The organism is Lewinellaceae bacterium (assembly GCA_020636135.1).
Lineage (GTDB): Bacteria > Bacteroidota > Bacteroidia > Chitinophagales > Saprospiraceae > JAGQXC01.
In genome coordinates, this window is record JACJYK010000001.1 from 2,844,856 (window position 1) to 2,865,034 (window position 20,179).

Genomic DNA, 20,179 nt, shown 5'->3' on the forward strand with positions numbered 1-20,179 from the left:
ATCGATCAGGCTACCCCTGATGCAGCATGAACTTGTGAAAAAGCCTGTTCCAGATCGGCTTTGATGTCATCAATATGTTCGATGCCAGCAGAGATACGCAACTGATTAGGCAAAACGCCGGAAGCCTTTTGCTCTTCATCGGACAGCTGCTGATGGGTTGTCGCTGAAGGTTGGATGATCAGAGTTTTGGCATCGCCCACATTAGCGAGATGGCTGACCAGCTTCAGACTATCGACAAATTTGGTTGCATTCTCCTTGCTTCCCTTGATGGTGAAGGACAAAACGCCGCCAAAACCATGACGCAGGTATTTTACAGCATTGGTATGAGACGGACTGGATTTTAATCCCGGGTAATAAACTTCATCTACCAAAGGATGGGCTTCCAGCCACTGGGCCAGCGCCAGTGCATTGTCCACCGTGCGTTGTACACGCAAAGACAAGGTCTCCATTCCCTGCAGTAGCAGAAACGCATTGAACGGACTCAGGGCAGGGCCAAAGTCCCGCAGCCCTTCGACGCGTGCCCGGATGATAAATGCAATATTGCCAAATGGTCCGTCGGTGCCGAAAACCTCCCAGAAGTTGAGACCATGGTAGCCTTCGGAAGGCTCGGTGAACTGCGGATATTTACCGTTGCCCCAATTGTAATTTCCACCATCAACAATCACTCCACCGATGCTGGTCCCGTGTCCTCCGATCCACTTGGTTGCGGATGCAGTCACTATATTTGCACCCCACTCGAGAGGACGGAAAAGGTATCCGGCAGCGCCAAAGGTATTGTCCACGACCAAAGGAATGTCGTGTTGCTTGGCTACTGCACTGATGCCTTCAAAATCCGGAATATTGAAGCTTGGATTACCGATGGACTCCAGGTAGATGGCTTTGGTATTTTTATCGATCAGCCGCTCGTAGTCGGAAGGCTTCTCACCGGCCGTAAAGCGCGCTTCAATACCCAACCTTTTGAAAGCGACCTTAAACTGGTTATAGGTACCGCCGTACAGATTGGATGAGCTGACAAAATTATCACCTACCTGCAGGATGTTATTTAAAGCAAGGAACTGGGCAGCCTGGCCTGAAGCAGTAGCCAAAGCAGCCACACCGCCTTCCAGGGCGGCGATACGCTTCTCGAATACATCGGTCGTCGGATTCATGATCCGCGTATAGATATTGCCGAACTGCTTTAGTGCAAACAGGTTAGCACCGTGCTCGGAATTTTCAAAGGTGTAGGATGAAGTTTGGTAGATGGGGACAGCCCGGGAGCGAGTCGTTTGCTCCGCTTCTTCATAACCGGCATGGAGCTGGAGGGTCTCAAAGTGAAGGGAATTTGACATAATTTTTTGATTTAGAAATGTTTATTAAAAGGTTAATTGAAAGTCTTAACAGGATCATGCCTTACGGGCCAGTGGTTGTCAGAGACACTTCGGACTCTATGGACGCCATACTGACCAGCATTGGCATTACATACAACAACAGTAATCCATAGCCATCACAGGATGAACCGGATACTGTTTTACCAACTTATTTTCAGGAAAAATTGACTTGCTGTGGAACATGAATGATTGCTTTATATGCCCAAAATTATTGGCGGGATGTAGCACCTTGGGTTTTCCAGGTTGCTAGGGTTTCACAGAGCCCGATCTCTCCACCCTTCGTTATAAACTCAATCTTATAAGAAAGATCAATAGTACAATATTACAACCACTTTCAGGATCGCGCAACAATCAAAGTGAATTATTTCAATATTGTCAATAATTAGCCCGTTTTTTGCGAATCATTCACCAGAAATGGCTTAATAATAACGGAAAGGGCCAATCTTTAGTGCCCGTTTCATTTCCGGGGTCAGGCTACCCCATTCATACACCACAAATCCGTCGAGACGTTCGGAACTGATGACATCGATTTGCTGAAGTAACGTCATCGCATCGTAATGTAAATAGGGCGCTACCACCGGCATGGTTAAAGTCCCGCTCCGGGAATAATCCTGCATGCCGTGTGCCTGTATACGAACAACTCCGGTATCCGCAGTCCAGTCCATCGGGAACAGGGCCTGTATCCACCCCCGTTCATTCCAGTAAGGCCAATCCTGTTTTCGACTGGACAATGAAACTCCTTTATCCGGAAGTATGTCTACGCCGATGCGCCACTGAGGAAAGGTTTCGTGAATATGGCGGATCATCCGATTAACCTGTTGTATGCGGTATGTGTTCCAGTTTGACCACATGGTGGTATCTTCTGGAGTCACCGCGATGGGCTCCACACCAAACTCCTTTTTAAAATTACGGGAACAGCGGTCACAATAACAGAAATCCTGCTGCCAGGAGTCACTTTCCGGGTAATGAAGGTAATCCAGCAAAATCGCTCTGATGCCGTAGCGCCTTTCCATTAACTGGTAAACTTCAATCCAAAAAGCATCTACCGCCGGCTCCGAAGGACAGAAAAAACGGGAATCCGGCTCCGAAGGACAGAAAAAACGGGAATCCGGCTCCGATACATTCCCTGGATTTCCAGTTCTGGATCTGGCCAGCCATCCGGCTTTTTCGATAGCAAGAGGGCTCGCAGCACTTCCGATGGAATAGACTTCAACCCAGGGAACAAAGCTGATCGGATATTGTCCGGATAATTTCATCAGAAATTCCAATGGATCCCAACCGGTAAATTGAGGGTTCTGTGTCAAGTCAGGATGTGCTTCCGGGTAAATGGCATAACCATCATAGATTACATGCGGAAAAACGACCTGTATGCCGGAACCAACCATTTCAATCACAGACTGTCGCATAGCCGCGGAATCCTGATCCACGATATTCCAGTAGGCGCCATGGATTCCAAAATAAGGAAGACCTCCGGAAAACTGATAGTCACGGGCAAGTGCATAAGCGGAATCCAGCAAAACATCCTGCCTATTGCTCTGGTAGGCCCTCAGGACACGCTCGGCTTCATCGTGAAACCGGGTGGTCGGAGTGCCATAAGGAAGGTCCAGTAAGTATTGAATCTGCCCCAGCTTGGACTCACTGCTCCTGTCGGCATATACTGAATCCCCGTCGAGCCGGAATTTCACCCCGGGATAAAGGTTCCTGTTCATCCATTCGGCAGCTTCACCCATGCCAAGGATAACCCAACCACCGGGAGGCACATTTTCAATGGGATCATTCATGCGACTCACAATGCCATCTTCGATAACTGCGAGAGCACCCCACCTTCTTACTGCAGGGACCTTACCATATTGGGGAGTGAACAGGATAAGACGATCCGCCATTCCTGATAAAGTGTCAACGGATGGGTCTGTCTCAACCGCATGAACCACTTCCATGGCCCTGTCTTTCACCTGCCGGCAATTCTGAAGACCAGCAATAAAAACGAGTAGGATTAAGTACCGGATGAGCAAATTATCGATCATTAATCAAAGATATGACTTCATCGCCGATGGTTCCTGATTTCCTTGTGCCTGTGAACAGGAACCACTGAGGTTAATCCAAAACCCACCCGTCTACAGATTTACCAGAAAATACACTGAAATAAAATATTCAGAATTAACCATAGCGATTGACCGGATGAGATTGCAACCGGGATTTCCAGCGTACAATCCTCTTCACTTAACATACGCTCACCCATGAGATTCTTATTTTCCAAAACTGTCACATAGTTTTTTTGATCATCGCCAAATAATTCCAATAAATTCAGATTTTCAATGATGATATTACCGGCTTTATTTATTGGATAATCAATTCGGTATTTAATACTGTGACCATGCTCCAAAGGTATTTCTTCCATCTTTAGCGGAATCAGGTCTTGCTCATTTTGGATAATGTGAAAATGGCTTAACACATATGCCTTTAAATATAAGGCCGTTTCTGCATCTGAAATTAAGTCACCTTTCTGAATTTGGTAGTATAACCGTGCAGCTTCATTTACAGTCCAGGGCAATTCCACATCAACGACCAGGTCCCTATCATTAATGAGAATCAATGAGTGGGTCTCCATCGGATTATGACCAAACAAATACGCCAGAACATAATTCATAAAAAATAGTACGAGCAATGATTTCTTCTTCACGTTAGCGCAGTTTAAAATCATTGGAAGGTGTGCCGGTCAGACAACGACTGATGAACGGGTAAATATCAGTGATCACATAATAATATGTGCCTTCCGGATATTCCGGGGTGACACCGGTCCGGCCATTGCATTCATCCAGGTCTCCCAGATCACGTACATATTCATAGTCTGCCGTATAGATGCCTGTATATTTTCCGCAAGGTGCCGAAACGCCATCACCAGGACGCTCACCCGACTTCAACCGGTAACTGGACGCCAATTGGATCAATCCGCTGTGAGGATTGTCAGCGTCAGCATAACCATATTTGTAATAAACCGGAAATCCGTCTGCCGCATACCCCACCAGGGACATTTTATTTGACGAGGCATTCAATTGCGCCAGATACAACATGGGACTGCCATGATAATGGTATTTACCAGTAGGCTGTACATGGGCATTATTACAATCCAGTCCCAGATTCACCGACATGGCATCCAGGTTCCACGCCCAGTTTACGGTATTAAAATTAATCGGCCGTGTATGTGGCCACGGTTCTGCCGCTTCCGGATCCATCTCGACACCGTTTAGCATGATCCCAAAAGAATACCGGGGTCCTGAAGAGGAATCATACAACCAGGTCAAACTACCCTTTTCCTGCGGCTCCATAGTGATCCGGTAAGTCGACTGCTGGGCACGAATGGCATTGGGATTCAGGGATCCCGGCTGGCTGCCAAACAAGCCGACCAGGTGACCGGGAATTCCATTCGAAGCAATGATCCTGGTAGCCCCGGAGACAGAAATGTTCACTTCACTTTCCCATCCCAATGTTTCGGTACAGGATCCGCGGGAAAGATCGTAATCCTTCACATCTGCACAGGAACTGGATCCATAAACGCCTGTCACCTGGCCAAGCATCATGTCATTTAATTGTTGCTTATTGCAAGCCTGCTGCAGCATTGCAATAAAAACCAATCCCAGATAAATCGAAAATTTCATAGCCTGCTAATTTTAGTTTTAGTCAATCGCAAACCGTATCAGGTTATTTTTATTTACTGACCGGCTTCTAATGAATGGTCGACCTTTTGGTCTTTTTCCTTCGGCCGGGACTGACAAAACCTAAAATTATCCGGGATTAACGCATGGGTTAATTAATTTTCAACAGACGGATGGTGTCGTGTACTGTTTGGCTGTCTATTTTTAATACATAAATTCCTGAATGCATACCTGAAATATTTATTTGACCAATCGATTTATTCTGCCATAAAACTTGTTTGATCAATTTCCCGGTAACATCATAAACAGACAGGGTTACTTCACCGCTAATTCCGCTCAATTCAACCGTAAGGTTTTGATCAAAAGGATTTGGATAAGCCTTGATGACATGGGCATTTTCTTCTTCGGTACGTCGCTCCAGTTTAACCTCGCCGGACACTTCACTGCAGTTTTGAGCATGGAAAACGTCACGATCAATAAAGCGGGCACTGGTATTTCGTTCAATGATATCTGCAAGCATCGTCGCTTCAATCCGGTCACGGTCTTCTTTTTTCAAGTATTTATCGTATTTATAGAAATAGCGGTCACCGTCCCGCAGATTTACAAATTGTTTTTTCAGGATTTCCTGCAGTGTCTTGCCCAATGAACTCCCTTGCTGTTTATCTTCTGTCAACAGACCTACCCACAAGTCAATATCATCCACTGACGTATACATCTTTTTAAGCCCTTCCTGTAAAGTCTTGTCCCGTGTGATATCCTTCCAGTCGTTGGCCTTGCGACCGGTATAGGCATTACGTACGGTATTGTAATCGGGGAGTCCATGATCACGCCCCCGCTGAATGTTCAAACTGGCCAGGTCCAGTCCGGTAGCACTGGTACTGGTGGGATCTCCAAACAGCAAATTGCGCAGTTGGTCGACAAGGAAGGGATCCACTTCATATTGGGTTTCCAATGCCATCCCTTCCAGCAGGGCATCGATACCATTCTTCGACACGACCTGAGGATTAAAAAAACCACTCACCAGATCGACACTGCCATCGCCTACAGCATTACATTGATCATCGCGCAACCACAGGTCCGGCGTAACCATCGTATGGCCAAGGCGATAAGCAGCTGTTGCAAATAAATTGACAATGTCCGGCTGAATCTTGTCGTCGTAACCTTTTGGCCCGGGCAATCTGACACCCAATGCAGGTAAGAATTCCTGATAGGTTATTGCCTGGATCAGTGCACCTACCTCTTTGCGGGCCTCCTGGTAGATGGTCTCATCATCCTGTTTACCCTGGCTTACGAGCCGGTCACAGATCGCATTGTGCTCCCTGAGGAACAAAGTATGCAGGGCAGTGAGACCTGGCTGTTCAGCGGCACGCACATCCCCGGCAACGAACGTCTTTAGGGTGCCACCGCCATCTCCGGCCATGGAGGGCGCGTCCGGGTCGATGGGAGAATTGTATTCTCCGGTCAGGGTATTGTAAGGCAACAGGTTTCCGGTCGACATCTTCATTTTGCCATGTTCGTGGGTGCGTAACCAGGCAGCCCGGAGTGCATTCGAACCATACACATTCGATGCATCAATCCAGGAAGTAATCAGGTTGGCTTGTTGCCGGAAGTCATTTATTCTCGAACCATCGTAGGCTTCCGACCGGAAAAAAGGAATTTCACTTTTAAACCAGGTTTCACCATCAGTTAAAGGGATAGGTACGTATTCGACATGGCCTTCCGGTGTCAGGTCGATGTCATGATCGATGAATTGTCCCCAGGCAAAAACCAGCGCACTAAGACCTGCTTTACTCAATATTTCAGACTTCTGTACACAAAGCGTATTGGATATGGCACGAGGTGACGGACGTCCCTCCCCTCCCATGGCATTCCATTGATCTTTTGGACCATAAGCTGCGGGTAGTGCTCTAAATAATGGAATGTCGGTGGCCCCCCATTCCGCGTGACCCTGGGTTAAATTGTTACACGTGCCGTCAAGTGAGCGGTAAGGGTCATCGGGACAGCCCTGTGAATTATCACGGGATTGCCTGGGATTGTGCATTACCGGCTGTCCATTGACCGACACGGGATGCCTCTTTTGGGCCAACAGTGACAGTTGGCAGAATACCATTCCCAGCAATAACAGGTTTCGACCTGCGATGTGCGGTTGTTTCATTTTACTACGAATTTTACCCCAGGAAGACATGCCACCTGAGCGGATGATTGAATAAAGAAAGTCCAAGTAAAAATTAATTCATATCCTTAGTTCTTGCTGGAGAATTTTTGCCCCGGTTACGCGATTCCGGTGGCCGCCTGAGAAGATCTATGATCAGTCCGTCAACATGAGGCAATTGTTCCGGCCGGCAGATCTGGCGGATCTCATTAAAATGGCGGTCATTAAGGAGGTATATCTGCCGGGTCAGGTCATTGATCGAATCCAATAGGATGGATTTCTTTGCTGCGTCAGTATCAGCCATCAGATAATAGCGCTCACTGCTTTGCTGCAATAGATTCTGCACTTCCCGGATAGCCTCACCATGCCTTTTTTTGCTGGCCAAAAATGCCTGCATTTGCTGGTCGTCAAAATGAAATATTTCCCGGATCTGGCGATCTTCCCGCGCACGCTGGACATCAGGGTTCCTGTTGCCTGCTATAACCGATGAGAATACAATGGCCAGCAAGACGACGTTGAGTACAGTGAGAATGCTCACAACAAGTACCAATAATCTGACTTTACTCATGATAGATGGATTTTACCGGGATCAATTCGTAATCCTCAGTCGCCTGGACCGAGGTGTGGGTTGGCATTTTCATCCGGTACTGTATGAGCAAAGCATTGACAGCTATCAAAAGCAGCAGTCCGGCGGCAATACCAAAGATGGCGTTACGGCTAAAGCGCGATTTGCGCCGGTTTGCAAAGTGCGCAGCCTGAATCTCCAGGTTTCGCACCATTGATTCCGGTGCTGCCGCCGGCCTGGCATTTTCCAATGCATTCACGATTCGTTCATCAGGTAAATTTTCATCCATTGTTTTTCATTTAGGTATCCGGTCCATCCTCCGAAAGGATCTTGATTAAATTCAATTTTGCTCTGGCCACCAGGCTTTCCACCGCTTTGGTTGAGATTCCCATATAGTCAGCAATGTCCGTATGGCTTTCATGATCGATTTTCGCTAAAATGAGCGCGGTTTTTTGGTTCTCCGGCAGTTGATTGATGGCGGCAAAGAGGGATTGCATGGCTTCTTTGCTTTCCAGCAGGATACCCGGATGTCTGAAATCACCGGGTTCTACATCACCTATTGGGACAACGGTGCCACTTCTTTTCAAGCGTCGGCGTGCTTTGATGTGATCGCGTGCTTTATTCATGGCAATCCTGTACACCCAGGTTTTAAGTGAAGATTCACCCCTGTACCGATGAATGCCATCCAGCGCTCCGAACAGGGTATCCTGAACCAACTCTTCCGCATCCTGTTCATTTTGAACATAACTCAGCATGAAATTATAGATCCATGCTGCCACGCACCGGGCAAATCGCTGGACTTCTCCCGTCTCCAAAGCCCTCAATTTATCGATATCAATAGCCTGTTTGATTGAAACTGCGGTTGTTAAAGCTCCATTTTATTGTGTTAGTAGACAAACGCAGGCAAATCCCTCGTTTGATACACCTATTTGAAAAATAAATAAATATTATAGGTAATATCTTCCAATGAAAAGGTTGATGGACGAATCCGGGCGAAGGATCCGGCTAGTGAGGCCACTAAAAACTTTCAGGAATTAATATTCTACATGGATTACTACCGGCAAAGTATGCATTGCCCGGGACATCAATTAATTCCGGTCAATAGTTCCTGCACCATTTTCAATTGCCATTGTCTGGCTACCGGCAAATCTGTCATCGACTGCCGGGAGGATCTACTGATGGCTTCTTCATTACCCTGCATGATCGCTTGCATCCATTGCGCCAAAGGATTTGCTTTGTTCTCTTCCAGGAGGTGCATCCATGCCGGATCCTGCTCCCAGCCAAAATCTTTGGCTACCTGCCAATTCAGTACATCAAGGATGTTGAGATTTTCATGCTGCATTTCCTGGGAGAATACTTTCCGGGCATATGTCCCGGCTGTGGCATTTCCCTGAGCAGCAAGGACCCGGTACTTTAAATAATTACCCAGGCGTTCATCCGGATCATGGGGTTTGCCGATACCCAGATTTTCCGGCCACAACAATGCCTTATCTACCCAGGATGCCGCCTGGCTGTATTGTTTGGCTTTCAGAGCACGAAGACTTAAACTCAGCGTGGCCTGATCCCACAGAGTTTTTCCATAATGTGCACCTTCAAAAGGCAGAATGGTGGTTTTCTGAAGCAGATCATAAGCTTCCTGATATTGGTTATTCAGGAGGTAAGCCTGGACAATGGATGGTATCAGCCGGAAATCGTCCGGAAATTTTTGCAATGCTTCTTTAGCATAACTAAGCGCCTGACCTCCATTGCCTTCATCCAGATAGTAATCCAGTAAAGCGGCATAACTACGCCAATCCGGAGCCATCTTAAATGCCCGCATCAGGTCACTCTCCGCCCCTCCCGATTGGGTTTCATCAAAATCATAGCGTGTCAGGTAAAATGCTCCGTTGTCCGCTGAAGAACCGCAGGCGTCAAAGTGTCGCTGTGCAATAACCGGATTATCCATGTACCAGGCTATGAGAGCCCGGTAATAATGCAGCTTCCAGTGATTGTTGTAAGACAGCATCCGGTCCAGCTGTACCGCGGTTTCCGGGCGGTAAGGAAATACGTATTCCGGTGAAGCCAATAAAAAAGCAGTTTGATAGCGCTCAGTCGTCTGTCCCGATTGCTTAGCCCACCCATCCAGATGCAAGGCAACCAGCGGATCGCTCATATAAGGTTTTGCGATTGCCATGGCCTGGTCTATTTCACCTAATTCCGCATAAGCAAGGGCCATTTCCAGGTAAGTATCCGAAATAAACTCATTCGAAACAGCCTGGCTGAGCCGCGCTGCTTCTTGGTTATCCGGGTCGATCATTTGCAACTCAACCCGGGCCAGGTGGAATAACGGAAATTCTGCGATGAGATCTTCCAATACCAGTACCGCGTCTGGATCTGCGCCTGACCGATGCAATGCTTTGGCTTCCAGCCAGCGTCCCGTTGCGTTGAACCCATCATAACGCAAGGCTTTCCGCGCAAAATCCAGCGCTTGCCGATAGCTACCGCGGGCATAGTGGATTTTTGCCATCTGGAGATTTGAGGTCATCGCATACGCAGGATCCTTAGCAGCTACGCTGAAACCATCCAGGGCGTCGTAAACCTTACCGGTGGTTTTGGCCAGTACACCAAAAAGGTAGTTGGCTTCTCCATCGTAGGTATTCCAGGCCATCGCTTTGCGAATCCAATACCGCGCTTCATCGTAACGCATTTGCTTCAGGTGCAATTCGCCCAATGCATTCATAGCCGGAACCAGCGTCGAATCTTGCTGCAGTGATTGCTCAAGTGTTTCACGGGCATGATGGTAATCCTTTGCCCGCAGTTGTTGCAGGCCCCAGAGGTAGGTTGCGTAAGCCGACGACGACCGGATGCCATCCAGGGGGCGGCTTAAAACCTTTTCTTCTTCCTCATCAGGTGCATAATACAATTCTCCGTTTTTGATATCGATGGTAAACTGGTCTTCAGCTGCCTCAACAGTCCAGCTTTGCACTTCCATCGGTTTGAAAGGTTTCGTTTCGTTGACCACAACTGTACTTCCCATGGATATACGAACCGGGAAGTCACCTCCTTCTGCCGGACAAAACTGCACCTTGAGTTTGCCATCCCGCTGATGGACATATAAAGCTCCTATCGCATTGGCATAGGTAAGTCCATCCATCCCGCTGATGGGGTACCAGTGTTCCTGAAAGCGTTCGGTGGCCTGGGGAGCAAAGGCTTCGACAATAAATGGTGAATGGGAAGGCAGCGTCTGGTTGTAGCCCAAACCGCTTTGTAATTCCGTGTATTGGCCTTTGCCTTTATCCGGATCCGTCAGCAAATCAACCCAGATGGCACCATCCCGCGCCAGAGACCAGTACCAAATCTTTTTACCCAGTTTGTCTGAAAAAGGAGACCAGTGGACCATGCCCCAGTTCCCGGACGGGTAATAGGCTCCATAAAAGTCTGTAGCCTTTCCCAATACATGGTAAGAATGACTGCCTCCATAATCATTATTACGGTAATACGAAAGATCCACGCCCTGCTCATTGACCGGATAGGGCCCCGGCAGACCATCATGGAATATTTCATGCGTACCTGGATAGTTGACCTGCAGATCATCGGCGACATCAAAGGCGGCATTCGACCAGTGGTAGGATAACACCGGCAGTTCGTTTTCGTTATGCCAGGTACCATTGGTTTCGAACCATGCTTTATCCGCGGGCAACCGAATTTCGACCTGCCAATAGGTGTGGCCGGTTCGATTGGGTGCGCCCACAAAACAGCTGACGCTACCGTCATCATTATTGGTTGTGAGAAAATCCACCGGGGTGGCGGTATTAACTGTATGGCCATAAGAACCAAAATTGAACTCTATACCTCCTGACGTCCAGGGACCGCGGGAGGCAATGTTCCGAAACTTCACCACAGGGTTGAAGTAGACAAAATCTTTACCCGTGGACTTCATGAAAGCGCCTAAAACCTTACCACCGATCTGCGGAGCCACGTAAACCTTGATGTATTCATTCTCCAAAACCACGATCTGCCACGATGTCGGGGTAGCCGTTTTAGCGTATCCGTCAAAATGATAATAAGGGTAATTGGCATCCATTTTAGCTACCGGATTCGGATCGTCATAGCCGTAGGTGGGAATAGTCATCTGTTCCACCCGGATCGAGGCAGATTGGGCATTTGCAAGGCCCAGGCTTACCTGGATCAGCAAAAATGCAATGAATACTTTGCGGTACATGGATCTTAAAGTTTAGCCCAAAATAATCTTACTCCATCAGTTAACCAAGATCGCCATTGCATTTGGTTACTACTTCACCGGTTGATGCAAACGATATGTCTTACCCTGAAAAAAAGTTGGGCAAATTGGGTGATATCCGGGTAACTTATGGCACCTAATGGAAAGAAACGTATGACAGTTCATTCGGAACCAGATGCAAAACGGCAACGCATGCACCGGTTTGAGGGTTGCTACCGGGAGGTATTTCCTGCTTTCGCAGCATTTGTACACCAACGGGGTGGACAGCTGGATGATGCCCGGGATATCTTTCAGGAAGCTTTGCTGGTCTATTACGAACAGGTGCTCCGTCATCAAGAGGCCGTGAATCATAACTATTTGTTTGGCATTTGTCGTCATCTCTGGCACCGGAAAAGTCGGCATGCGACCCGGCAAACAGCCGAACTTGCCCCTGAGGACATCCCGGACCCCGAACCGTTTTATGAGGAACCATCGACGAATAAACTCCAGGCTTTGCTTTCCCGCGTTGGGGAACGGTGCATGGATCTGCTGACTTTATTCTATTACCACAACCAAACCATGCAGCAGATCGCACATACCTTTGGCTTCTCCGGCGAACGATCGGCTACTGTCCAGAAATACAAATGCCTGGAAAAAGTCCGGGATCATGTTCACACGCAAAAAATGATTTATGAAGACTTCCTGGCGTAGACTCCGGCAGATCGAGGATTTCCTCAGTCATAAAATGTCCTCTGACCTCCTGGAAAAATTCCGGCAAGGACTCCTGGATGGTGACAATTTGAGGACTGATATCAAGGGCCAGCAGCATGCTTACCGGTTGATCCGGAACTATGGGCAGAAACAAATGCGAAAGGAAATTTCCGGTTTGGATCATTATTTATTCGAGGATAACCTTAACCGCGATTTTCAACAACAAATCCGGCAAATATTTACCTGATTACATAACCAGATAACTCATTTATGCCTTCATCATCGGTCATCCCAATGGTTATTGACCATATGGGATCCGTCGAACGCGTGTTCGACATCTACAGCTTATTGCTTAAAGAAAGGATCATCTTCCTGGGTTCAGGGATCGACGATCAGATTGCCAACGTGATGGTCGCCCAGCTGCTGTACCTGAACAGTCAGGATTCGTCCCGCCAAATTGACTTGTACATCAATAGTCCGGGCGGCCTCGTCTACGGAGGTATGGCTATCTACGACGCGATGCAGATGATAACTGCACCGGTAGCTACCTATGCGGTGGGATTCACCGGCAGTATGGCGACTGTGCTGCTCTCAGCCGGTCATCCGGGCAGGCGCTATGCTTTGCCCCAGGCAACCATACATATGCATCCTACCGGAGGTGGATCAAAAGGTTATACGGAAGATGTGCGGATAGCTACCCGCGAACAGGAACGGCTGCAAGCACAGCTGTTTCATCTGATGGGAAAACACTGTGGTCATCCCGGGACTGAGATTGAACAATATTTTCTCCGGGACCGCTACCTGAACGCCCTCGAAGCCAGGGAATATGGCCTTATAGATGAAGTCCTGGGCGATGTGTCCAATCTCGTCTTTATTGAACCCACCCTGCCCGTATTCCGGTTTCCGCAGTCTCCCAGTTAATGTTCGGTGGTGACAACCGGACTGGCCTGGTATCCAATACGATGGGCTATCACTTCCCAGGGTCCGTTTTGATCATCCACCGGATGGAGATAGGGCATCCAGGGTCCGGAACTCCCTTTTTGCCGGTAACCGATCTGAGCTCCGTCTGTCGTACAGGTGATTGACCACCCCTGGTTGGTCTCTGCGATGTCCGGTGCGGCGGTAACCGGTTGTTTTCTCCCAGGCCAGAAACGCTCCAGCAATTCGCCCTCCGGAATCAGGCCAAGGTCACCATCTTCAGACTGCCATTCCGCACAGGCCTGACGCAATTCTTCCAGTTTGGAATCATAAGCCGGATCTCCGGCCAGGTTATGGAATTCATTCGGGTCCTGCCTGGTATCAAATAACTCCTCACGTGGCTTCGACGTTCTGAACCATTGCGCCTGCCATTCATTCAGCGTACCCGCATCCCGGCCCTTAAGCAGGGACTTCATGCTGTTCATATTTTCACGATAGGCAACCGGAAGGTAATAACCTTTGTCAGGCATCAGGTTAAGCAGATACTTGTACCGGTCGTCCCGAACGGCACGTATACGGTCATACTCTGAGTCAAATCGGTCAGAGGCTGCATAGATGTATTTTCGGGGAGATGCCTGATATTTCCCGTCAAATGCCTGGCCCTGGATCCAGTCCGGTGGTTGTACACCTGCCCAGGAGAAGGCGGTGGGTGCCAGGTCCACAAAGCTGATGAGCTGACTGTCTATGGTTCCGGCACCGTGCTGGTCAGGAAAGCGAATGATCATGGGTACGCGTAACCCGCTGTCATACAACAACCTTTTCTCTCTGGGCAAGGGCCCGCCGTGGTCGGTGTACCAGACAATGATCGTTTGATCCAGCAGATTGTCGTCCTCCAATTGTTTTAGGATGACCCCTACCTGCTTGTCCATTTCGATGATGTTCGAATAATTCCGGCGGATGTCCACCCGCGTCAGTGAATCGTCTACCAGGTAGGGCGGAACCTTGACCGGAAGATCCTCGGGCACATTCAGATACCAATCTGCGGAATCTACGTCGCCCTGGTATTTCGGGCCATCGGTGTTACGGTCACCCGGAAAATTTTCATTGTAGCGCAATACGGCCCGGTGGTAAGGGCCGAAGATCTGGCTTTCATGGGTTACGTCGAAATTAAAGACGGCGAAGAAAGGTTGACCTGATTCACGGTTGCGCCAGTGGGCAAAATTGCTGCTCTCATCCCAGGCTGTTTCGTTGGGTACAAACTGATAATCCGTTTTGCTGTTATTGGTGCAGTAATAACCATTTTCGCGCAGGATCTGGCTCATCATCTTTACCTGAGGTGGTGGCACACACTCGTACAATTGTAATCCCAGGTCCTCAAGAAATTGCTTATTCCACTGTACCCGCATATGATTTGCACCAATACTGGAAGGATACATGCCGGTACAAATAGCGGCGCGGCTGGGCGCACAAACGCCATTCACAGAAAAAAACCGGCTATAGCGAACGCCCTCAGCCGCCAACCTCGATAAATTAGGCGTCTCAATGGTGGAATCGCCAAAGGATGGCAGATAAGGACTCAGATCTTCAGCAACCAACCATACAATATTTGGATGGGCTACGGCAAGAGATTTTTCATCCTGATTTTGACAGGAGAGTAAAAGCAATACAAAGCAAACCGGACTAAGGATATGGCGCATGATCGTAATATTGTTTTCCTAATGTAAGGATTTCCGGACGATGTTAAAGTGTCCGGCTTTTCTGTTTCCTATTATACTAAACAGTCATTATTCCGAGTTAGTATCCCATAAGCTCTCTTGAAGTTTCTGTCCACTGGCAATGGTCACGAGTAATTAATTAATGCTTGGGTAACATTGCCTTAATCTTCATGAATTAATCTTGTAGCATAAAAATCACCCTGAATGTTCAGGGTAACATGATAGCAGGCACATTGACTGTTATTGCTTGAAAGTTTAAACGCAACACTATGTTATACACTGGATTATACGTTCTCTCCCTTGGCTTTGTCATTTTCATACGCTCACGGGTCAATCGACCCCGTAATGTACTTTGATCATCCAATTTATTGTGACGTGCAGGAATTACCCTAAAACTGCAATTTTTTACCTGCTAACTCGGGTGACCTGCCCATGAAAAAGCAGTCTGATCAGGATAACGATCAGCCATGGAGTTCCTCTTCTTCTCAAATTCAATAGATACCACACTCGTCCAGTCACTCCCTAAGCAGGGGCTGGATGATTTGATCAATACGGCATTTGATCCGGTAGCGTCAGCCTGGGAAAGTCTGGTATTATCCGGTTTTACCGGTCCCGGAGGTATCAGTATCCCGATTGTGTTGTGTCTATTGGTTGGAGGCGCCACCTTTTTCACCCTGATATTCGGCTTTGTGAACATCCGCTTGTTTCCGCTTTCTCTGAAAGTGGTGCGTGGCCATTACGATACCATAGAGCATGCGGACGACCCCATTATTGCAGAAGGTATTCGCAAGATTGACGGGGATATCGTGGACACCATTAAAGTAGAGGGGCATACTGGTGAGTTAAGCCATTTTCAGGCGTTATCTGCGGCCGTATCAGGGACTGTAGGGCTGGGGAATATTGCCGGTGTTGCAGTAGCTATTGTGTTGGGCGGGCCAGGAGCGACATTCTGGATGATCATTGCCGGGCTGCTCGGAATGACCTCAAAATTTGTGGAATGTACCCTGGGTGTCAAATACCGTGATATCGATCAGCAGGGTGTGGTTTACGGTGGCCCGATGTATTACTTATCCCGCGGACTGCAATCCCTGGGATGGAGCAATTTTGGCAAAGGTCTGGCCATTTTGTTTTCCATTCTCTGTGTCGGCGCGTCTTTTGGCGGAGGCAATGCATTCCAGGCTAACCAGGCTGCCAAACAAATCATCAGCCAGTTTGGTATTCATTCCAGTTTTGCCGGCTCCCTGCTTGGTGCAGTCATGGCAGTTTTTGTTGCGCTGGTCATCATCGGCGGGGTCAAACGCATTGGCAGGGTAACCGAGAAACTGGTGCCATTTATGGCTATCATTTACGTCGGCGCTGGTCTGATCATCCTTATAGCCAATTATCATCAGATCCTGCCCTCCTTCAGCCTCATACTGCAATCTGCATTCAAACCAGTTGCAATCCAGGGAGGAATCATCGGAGTTCTGATCACCGGATTCCGCCGGGCTGCTTTCTCGAATGAAGCAGGTGTCGGATCAGCGGCCATCGCCCACTCTGCAGTAAGTACCCGTTTTCCAGCAAGTGAAGGTATTGTTGCATTACTGGAACCTTTTATTGACACGGTTGTAATTTGCACAATGACGGCCTTGGTCATTATTGTAACTGGTAACTACATCAACCCGGACAATCTGAATGGAGTGGATCTGACTACACGTGCCTTTGAACATACCATACCGGGATTTTCATACGTGCTCACGCTCGCTATCCTGCTATTTGCTTTTTCCACCATGATATCGTGGTCCTATTATGGCCTGCAATCGTGGAAATATCTTTTTGGCCGGTCACGGACTTCGGATATCACCTACAAACTGTTATTTCTTTTATTCGTGGTGATCGGGGCAGCCGCAACGCTGGATGCTGTCATTAAATTTTCGGATGCGATGATCCTTGCTCTGGTTTTTCCGAATATGATCGGATTGTTGTTGCTTTTTCCTCGCGTGCGGGAAGAACTGCGAAGGTATTTAAAGGCCATCAGGAATGCACCGTAACAGTAAGCATCAGCCATCCCATGCATTCACCACCTGGACAATAAATCAACAGTGGTAACCTGATGATGAATAAAAAAAGGAATTGGATTCCTGCTAAATATTGATAATTCTGACAGCGCCCACAGGTATAACCCTACGACCCGGATTAAGCCGTCATAAGATAGTCCTGGCCTTCCTAAGGCCTTACCTCCTGTCCCAGGGCGATCATATTGGCGAATAACCGGTAAGCACCCGGAACACCGGCCGGTAATTCCCGGAAAAAGGATAAGCCTGTGTAGACAAAATAACCTTTACCATAGGGAGCCACCAACAGGGCGCCATTGGTTGCTGCATCATCACCCGAGTCCTTAAAACGCAAAATGGGTGTGTAAGCCTTATCCCAGTCCGACGGGAAATACAATCCCCTTTCCTGGACCCACCCGTCAAAATCGGCCATCGTGATCTTATTGGGCACATTAAGAACGGGATGATCAGGCGCCAAAAATTGCGGTTTGGCGTCCTCTTCAGTGATGCGGTCATGGCTGAGAGTAAGCGGATAAGGGCCGTATTCGTTGACCTTCAGACCGCTGGTCGTATTGTACTGGACGATGAGCGTCCCACCATTATTGACGTACTGGAATAATTCCGGCATCTGGAATGCCAGTTTGTCAACGGTATTGTAGGCACGTATTCCCAGAATGGTCGCATCGTAATTGCTCAATACATTATGATCGATCTGATTTTCGCTGATCTCCGTGATGTTGTATCCGAGCTGTTCCAGGTATTTAGGCACTTCATCTCCGGCACCCATAATGTACGCGATACGCTGTCCGATGCGGTGGGCATCCATGCGTACCAGGCGTGCCACCGCCGGCTGAGTTACCGTTTGCGTAGGAATATGATCATAGCTGATTTGCTGCCAGCTGCGGGCAAATCGTCCCTGGTCGGTCGTGACATAAGCTTCCACTTCATCAACCACTGGATGGTCAGGTGGTGTGACTAAAAATTTGAACCGTGCTTCCCCACCCTTTCTGTCGATGGTAAACGACTGTTCCTGCGGGTCAACAGTCCAGCCGTCCGGCACGGCCAACCCTACCTTTCCGGACAGGTTTGATTCACCGGCTTTAACCGTAACCTCGATATCCTTGGCATGATCATCGGGAAACATAACCGCTGGCTCTTGCAGGTTCACGTAGGCAGGGGCAATGATCTCAAAGGGCTGGTAAACTTCCGCCTTGACGGGATCCCGGTGTTTGTGCACGATGGTCCTTTCAACATCCCAGTCCTGCCCCGCCAGGTTCAGGTGAAACACAACACGGAATGGGTGGGGTGTCTCCGGCAGACCGATGAGCGTGGTATCTTTGACCTGGTAGCGGCCTACCAGTGGTTCTTCATTCAGCCAGTAGGGATTGGTTGCCTGCAAACCCGCAGGGATTTCCACTTTCCAATTCATGCTGAAATCCTGATTATTTTTCAATTGCATCGAGAACGTGCTGTCCACACCATTGGGTTGGATCTCGATGCCTTTCAGGATCAACGGAGCATTGCTCCGGTTTATGGCTTCAATCGAGAGGCTTACGGGAGTACCGGGAACACCGCTGTCATCGTCTGTAGTAGCCTCCAGGAATAAACCCATGCAGGCCGCTAGGATACGATCCACTTCCATGAGTTTACGTGTCTTATAATAATGATCCGGAATACGCTCGATGGCTTGCTTTAATTGAACCAATGCTGAAACCGAAGCTGCCGGATTGGTCGGATCAAACTGCTTCAACAAGGATTCCACCATGGGCTGGATGGATGCTCCGCCGGGAATCCTGGACCAGGTCGTGTTGATACCGCTCATAAAGTCGTCGCCTTCCGGGGCATTGCCCTTCACGAGTTCAAGGTATTCTTCCTGTTCACCGCGGCTACCCATTACTCCGAAACCCTGACATTTATGCATGCTCCGGCTGGCAGCCGAAATCTCCGTATTCGAAAGACCTCGCAGCGGATAATAAACGCCAATGTCTACACTGCTCAAATCTTTGTCCTTTGCGGCAGCTTCCATCGCTTCCCGGCTGCCATAAAACCACCAGGAAGTATTCCAAAATACCCGTTGCGGTTGCCAGACACTCGTATGGCTTAATTGCTGGGGAAATTGATGGGGATCACCCACTTTATCAAATGCTTCGACACTCAAGATGGCTGAAGCAGTATGATGTCCGTGATTCGGACGGTCGGTCGAGTTCGAAAACCGGTTGATGACTACATCCGGCTTAACATTGCGCCAGGCCCAGATGACGTCATTGAGGATCTCATCATGGCCCCAGATCCGGAAAGTCTCTTCCGGGTTCTTGGAATAACCAAAGTCATTCGCACGGGTAAACCGTTGATTACCTCCATCGATACGACGTGCTGCCAGTAGTTCCTGTGTACGGATAACACCCAGTCCTTCGCGGATTTCAGGCCCGATCAGGTTCTGCCCTCCGTCTCCCCGGGTCATGGATAAATAATAGACATCGTATTTGCGCTCATTGGCCAGATAAGCGATCAGGCTGGTATTTTCATCATCGGGATGCGCCGCCTGGTAAACTACCGTACCCAGCACACCCAATTTTTCCATCATAGCATAAATATCACCACTGGAATATCGCTTGGGTGCCTGTGCGTTAGCGGCAATAATAAAGAGCAGGAGGCTAAGGATAAAAAATAATTTCCTTTTTACAATCATGGTCATGCGATGTTTGTGGCTAAACAAATGTACCGCAAATCGATAACTATTGTAAATCGTTCTTATCAATTACCCCTTTCTTAACATAGCTTTAACCGAAGCGGGACATAAACTGCAGACACCCGGCTTGGAAATAACGCAAAAAAGTTTTCAAACAAACGTATATCAATAAATTATG

The 20,179-nt window shown here is 48.4% G+C and carries 15 protein-coding genes and 1 riboswitch; of the genes, 4 read left to right on the forward strand and 11 right to left on the reverse strand.

The features are described from left to right. Positions 1–5: 5 nt before the first annotated feature. The 9 genes from H6570_10925 to H6570_10965 form a co-directional block, all read right to left on the reverse strand. Positions 6–1,328: an O-acetylhomoserine aminocarboxypropyltransferase/cysteine synthase gene (locus H6570_10925; protein MCB9319787.1), complete on the reverse strand. Its 1,323-nt coding sequence runs from the start codon at positions 1,326–1,328 to the stop codon at positions 6–8. 230 nt (positions 1,329–1,558) lie between these two features. Beyond that, a riboswitch (SAM riboswitch) is annotated at positions 1,559–1,658 on the reverse strand. Positions 1,659–1,786: 128 nt separating this feature from the next. Then, positions 1,787–3,391 (reverse strand): family 10 glycosylhydrolase, encoded by a 1,605-nt coding sequence (locus H6570_10930; protein ID MCB9319788.1) that lies wholly within the window; start codon positions 3,389–3,391, stop codon positions 1,787–1,789. A gap of 98 nt (positions 3,392–3,489) precedes the next feature. Further along, a complete protein-coding gene (locus tag H6570_10935; GenBank protein MCB9319789.1) occupies positions 3,490–4,047 on the reverse strand; it encodes a hypothetical protein in 558 nt (185 codons plus the stop codon). 1 nt (position 4,048) lies between these two features. Then, positions 4,049–5,023 (reverse strand): YHYH protein, encoded by a 975-nt coding sequence (locus H6570_10940; GenBank protein MCB9319790.1) that lies wholly within the window; start codon positions 5,021–5,023, stop codon positions 4,049–4,051. 148 nt (positions 5,024–5,171) lie between these two features. Further along, positions 5,172–7,175 carry a T9SS type A sorting domain-containing protein gene (locus H6570_10945; GenBank protein ID MCB9319791.1) on the reverse strand — a complete coding sequence of 668 codons (2,004 nt, stop codon included), beginning with the start codon at positions 7,173–7,175 and terminating at the stop codon, positions 5,172–5,174. Between the two features lie 73 nt (positions 7,176–7,248). Beyond that, on the reverse strand, positions 7,249–7,740 hold the full coding sequence (locus H6570_10950) for a hypothetical protein (protein ID MCB9319792.1): 492 nt from the start codon (positions 7,738–7,740) through the stop codon (positions 7,249–7,251). After that, positions 7,733–8,026, reverse strand: coding sequence for a hypothetical protein (locus H6570_10955; GenBank protein ID MCB9319793.1), 294 nt, complete (start codon positions 8,024–8,026; stop codon positions 7,733–7,735). Before H6570_10955 ends, H6570_10950 begins: the two co-directional genes overlap by 8 nt. Before the next feature lie 10 nt (positions 8,027–8,036). Next, entirely contained in the window at positions 8,037–8,552 is a 516-nt protein-coding gene (locus tag H6570_10960) for an RNA polymerase sigma factor (GenBank protein MCB9319794.1), read from the reverse strand. A gap of 269 nt (positions 8,553–8,821) precedes the next feature. Further along, positions 8,822–11,938: a DUF5107 domain-containing protein gene (locus H6570_10965; protein ID MCB9319795.1), complete on the reverse strand. Its 3,117-nt coding sequence runs from the start codon at positions 11,936–11,938 to the stop codon at positions 8,822–8,824. Positions 11,939–12,148: 210 nt separating this feature from the next. Here H6570_10965 and H6570_10970 point away from each other — a divergent pair, with 210 nt between their 5' ends. Genes H6570_10970 through H6570_10980 form a run of 3 tightly spaced genes read left to right on the forward strand, consistent with a single transcriptional unit; the run spans position 12,149 to position 13,567 of the window. After that, a complete protein-coding gene (locus tag H6570_10970) occupies positions 12,149–12,646 on the forward strand; it encodes a sigma-70 family RNA polymerase sigma factor (protein MCB9319796.1) in 498 nt (165 codons plus the stop codon). After that, a complete protein-coding gene (locus tag H6570_10975) occupies positions 12,627–12,893 on the forward strand; it encodes a hypothetical protein (protein ID MCB9319797.1) in 267 nt (88 codons plus the stop codon). Before H6570_10970 ends, H6570_10975 begins: the two co-directional genes overlap by 20 nt. A gap of 23 nt (positions 12,894–12,916) precedes the next feature. Beyond that, positions 12,917–13,567 carry an ATP-dependent Clp protease proteolytic subunit gene (locus H6570_10980; protein ID MCB9319798.1) on the forward strand — a complete coding sequence of 217 codons (651 nt, stop codon included), beginning with the start codon at positions 12,917–12,919 and terminating at the stop codon, positions 13,565–13,567. Here the strand turns inward: H6570_10980 and H6570_10985 are convergent. Further along, positions 13,564–15,261 carry a sulfatase gene (locus H6570_10985; protein ID MCB9319799.1) on the reverse strand — a complete coding sequence of 566 codons (1,698 nt, stop codon included), beginning with the start codon at positions 15,259–15,261 and terminating at the stop codon, positions 13,564–13,566. The genes H6570_10980 and H6570_10985 overlap by 4 nt on opposite strands. A 485-nt stretch (positions 15,262–15,746) precedes the next feature. Between H6570_10985 and H6570_10990 the strand changes: the two genes are divergently transcribed. Beyond that, positions 15,747–17,309, forward strand: a complete 1,563-nt coding sequence (locus H6570_10990; GenBank protein ID MCB9319800.1) for an alanine:cation symporter family protein — start codon at positions 15,747–15,749, stop codon at positions 17,307–17,309. 175 nt (positions 17,310–17,484) lie between these two features. Here H6570_10990 and H6570_10995 read toward each other — a convergent pair whose 3' ends face one another. Beyond that, positions 17,485–20,001: a PIG-L family deacetylase gene (locus tag H6570_10995; protein ID MCB9319801.1), complete on the reverse strand. Its 2,517-nt coding sequence runs from the start codon at positions 19,999–20,001 to the stop codon at positions 17,485–17,487. Positions 20,002–20,179 lie beyond the last annotated feature (178 nt).

What these genes read in the sequence shown, in the direction of transcription:
- H6570_10970 (MCB9319796.1), top strand. Translation starts at nt 12,149, where the DNA reads ATGCACCGGTTTGAGGGTTGCTACCGGGAGGTATTTCCTGCTTTCGCA.
- H6570_10925 (MCB9319787.1), bottom strand. Translation starts at nt 1,328, where the DNA reads ATGTCAAATTCCCTTCACTTTGAGACCCTCCAGCTCCATGCCGGTTAT.
- H6570_10940 (MCB9319790.1), bottom strand. Translation starts at nt 5,023, where the DNA reads ATGAAATTTTCGATTTATCTGGGATTGGTTTTTATTGCAATGCTGCAG.
- H6570_10985 (MCB9319799.1), bottom strand. Translation starts at nt 15,261, where the DNA reads ATGCGCCATATCCTTAGTCCGGTTTGCTTTGTATTGCTTTTACTCTCC.
- H6570_10965 (MCB9319795.1), bottom strand. Translation starts at nt 11,938, where the DNA reads ATGTACCGCAAAGTATTCATTGCATTTTTGCTGATCCAGGTAAGCCTG.
- H6570_10990 (MCB9319800.1), top strand. Translation starts at nt 15,747, where the DNA reads ATGGAGTTCCTCTTCTTCTCAAATTCAATAGATACCACACTCGTCCAG.
- H6570_10950 (MCB9319792.1), bottom strand. Translation starts at nt 7,740, where the DNA reads ATGAGTAAAGTCAGATTATTGGTACTTGTTGTGAGCATTCTCACTGTA.
- H6570_10955 (MCB9319793.1), bottom strand. Translation starts at nt 8,026, where the DNA reads ATGGATGAAAATTTACCTGATGAACGAATCGTGAATGCATTGGAAAAT.
- H6570_10945 (MCB9319791.1), bottom strand. Translation starts at nt 7,175, where the DNA reads ATGAAACAACCGCACATCGCAGGTCGAAACCTGTTATTGCTGGGAATG.
- H6570_10975 (MCB9319797.1), top strand. Translation starts at nt 12,627, where the DNA reads ATGAAGACTTCCTGGCGTAGACTCCGGCAGATCGAGGATTTCCTCAGT.
- H6570_10930 (MCB9319788.1), bottom strand. Translation starts at nt 3,391, where the DNA reads ATGATCGATAATTTGCTCATCCGGTACTTAATCCTACTCGTTTTTATT.
- H6570_10995 (MCB9319801.1), bottom strand. Translation starts at nt 20,001, where the DNA reads ATGATTGTAAAAAGGAAATTATTTTTTATCCTTAGCCTCCTGCTCTTT.
- H6570_10980 (MCB9319798.1), top strand. Translation starts at nt 12,917, where the DNA reads ATGCCTTCATCATCGGTCATCCCAATGGTTATTGACCATATGGGATCC.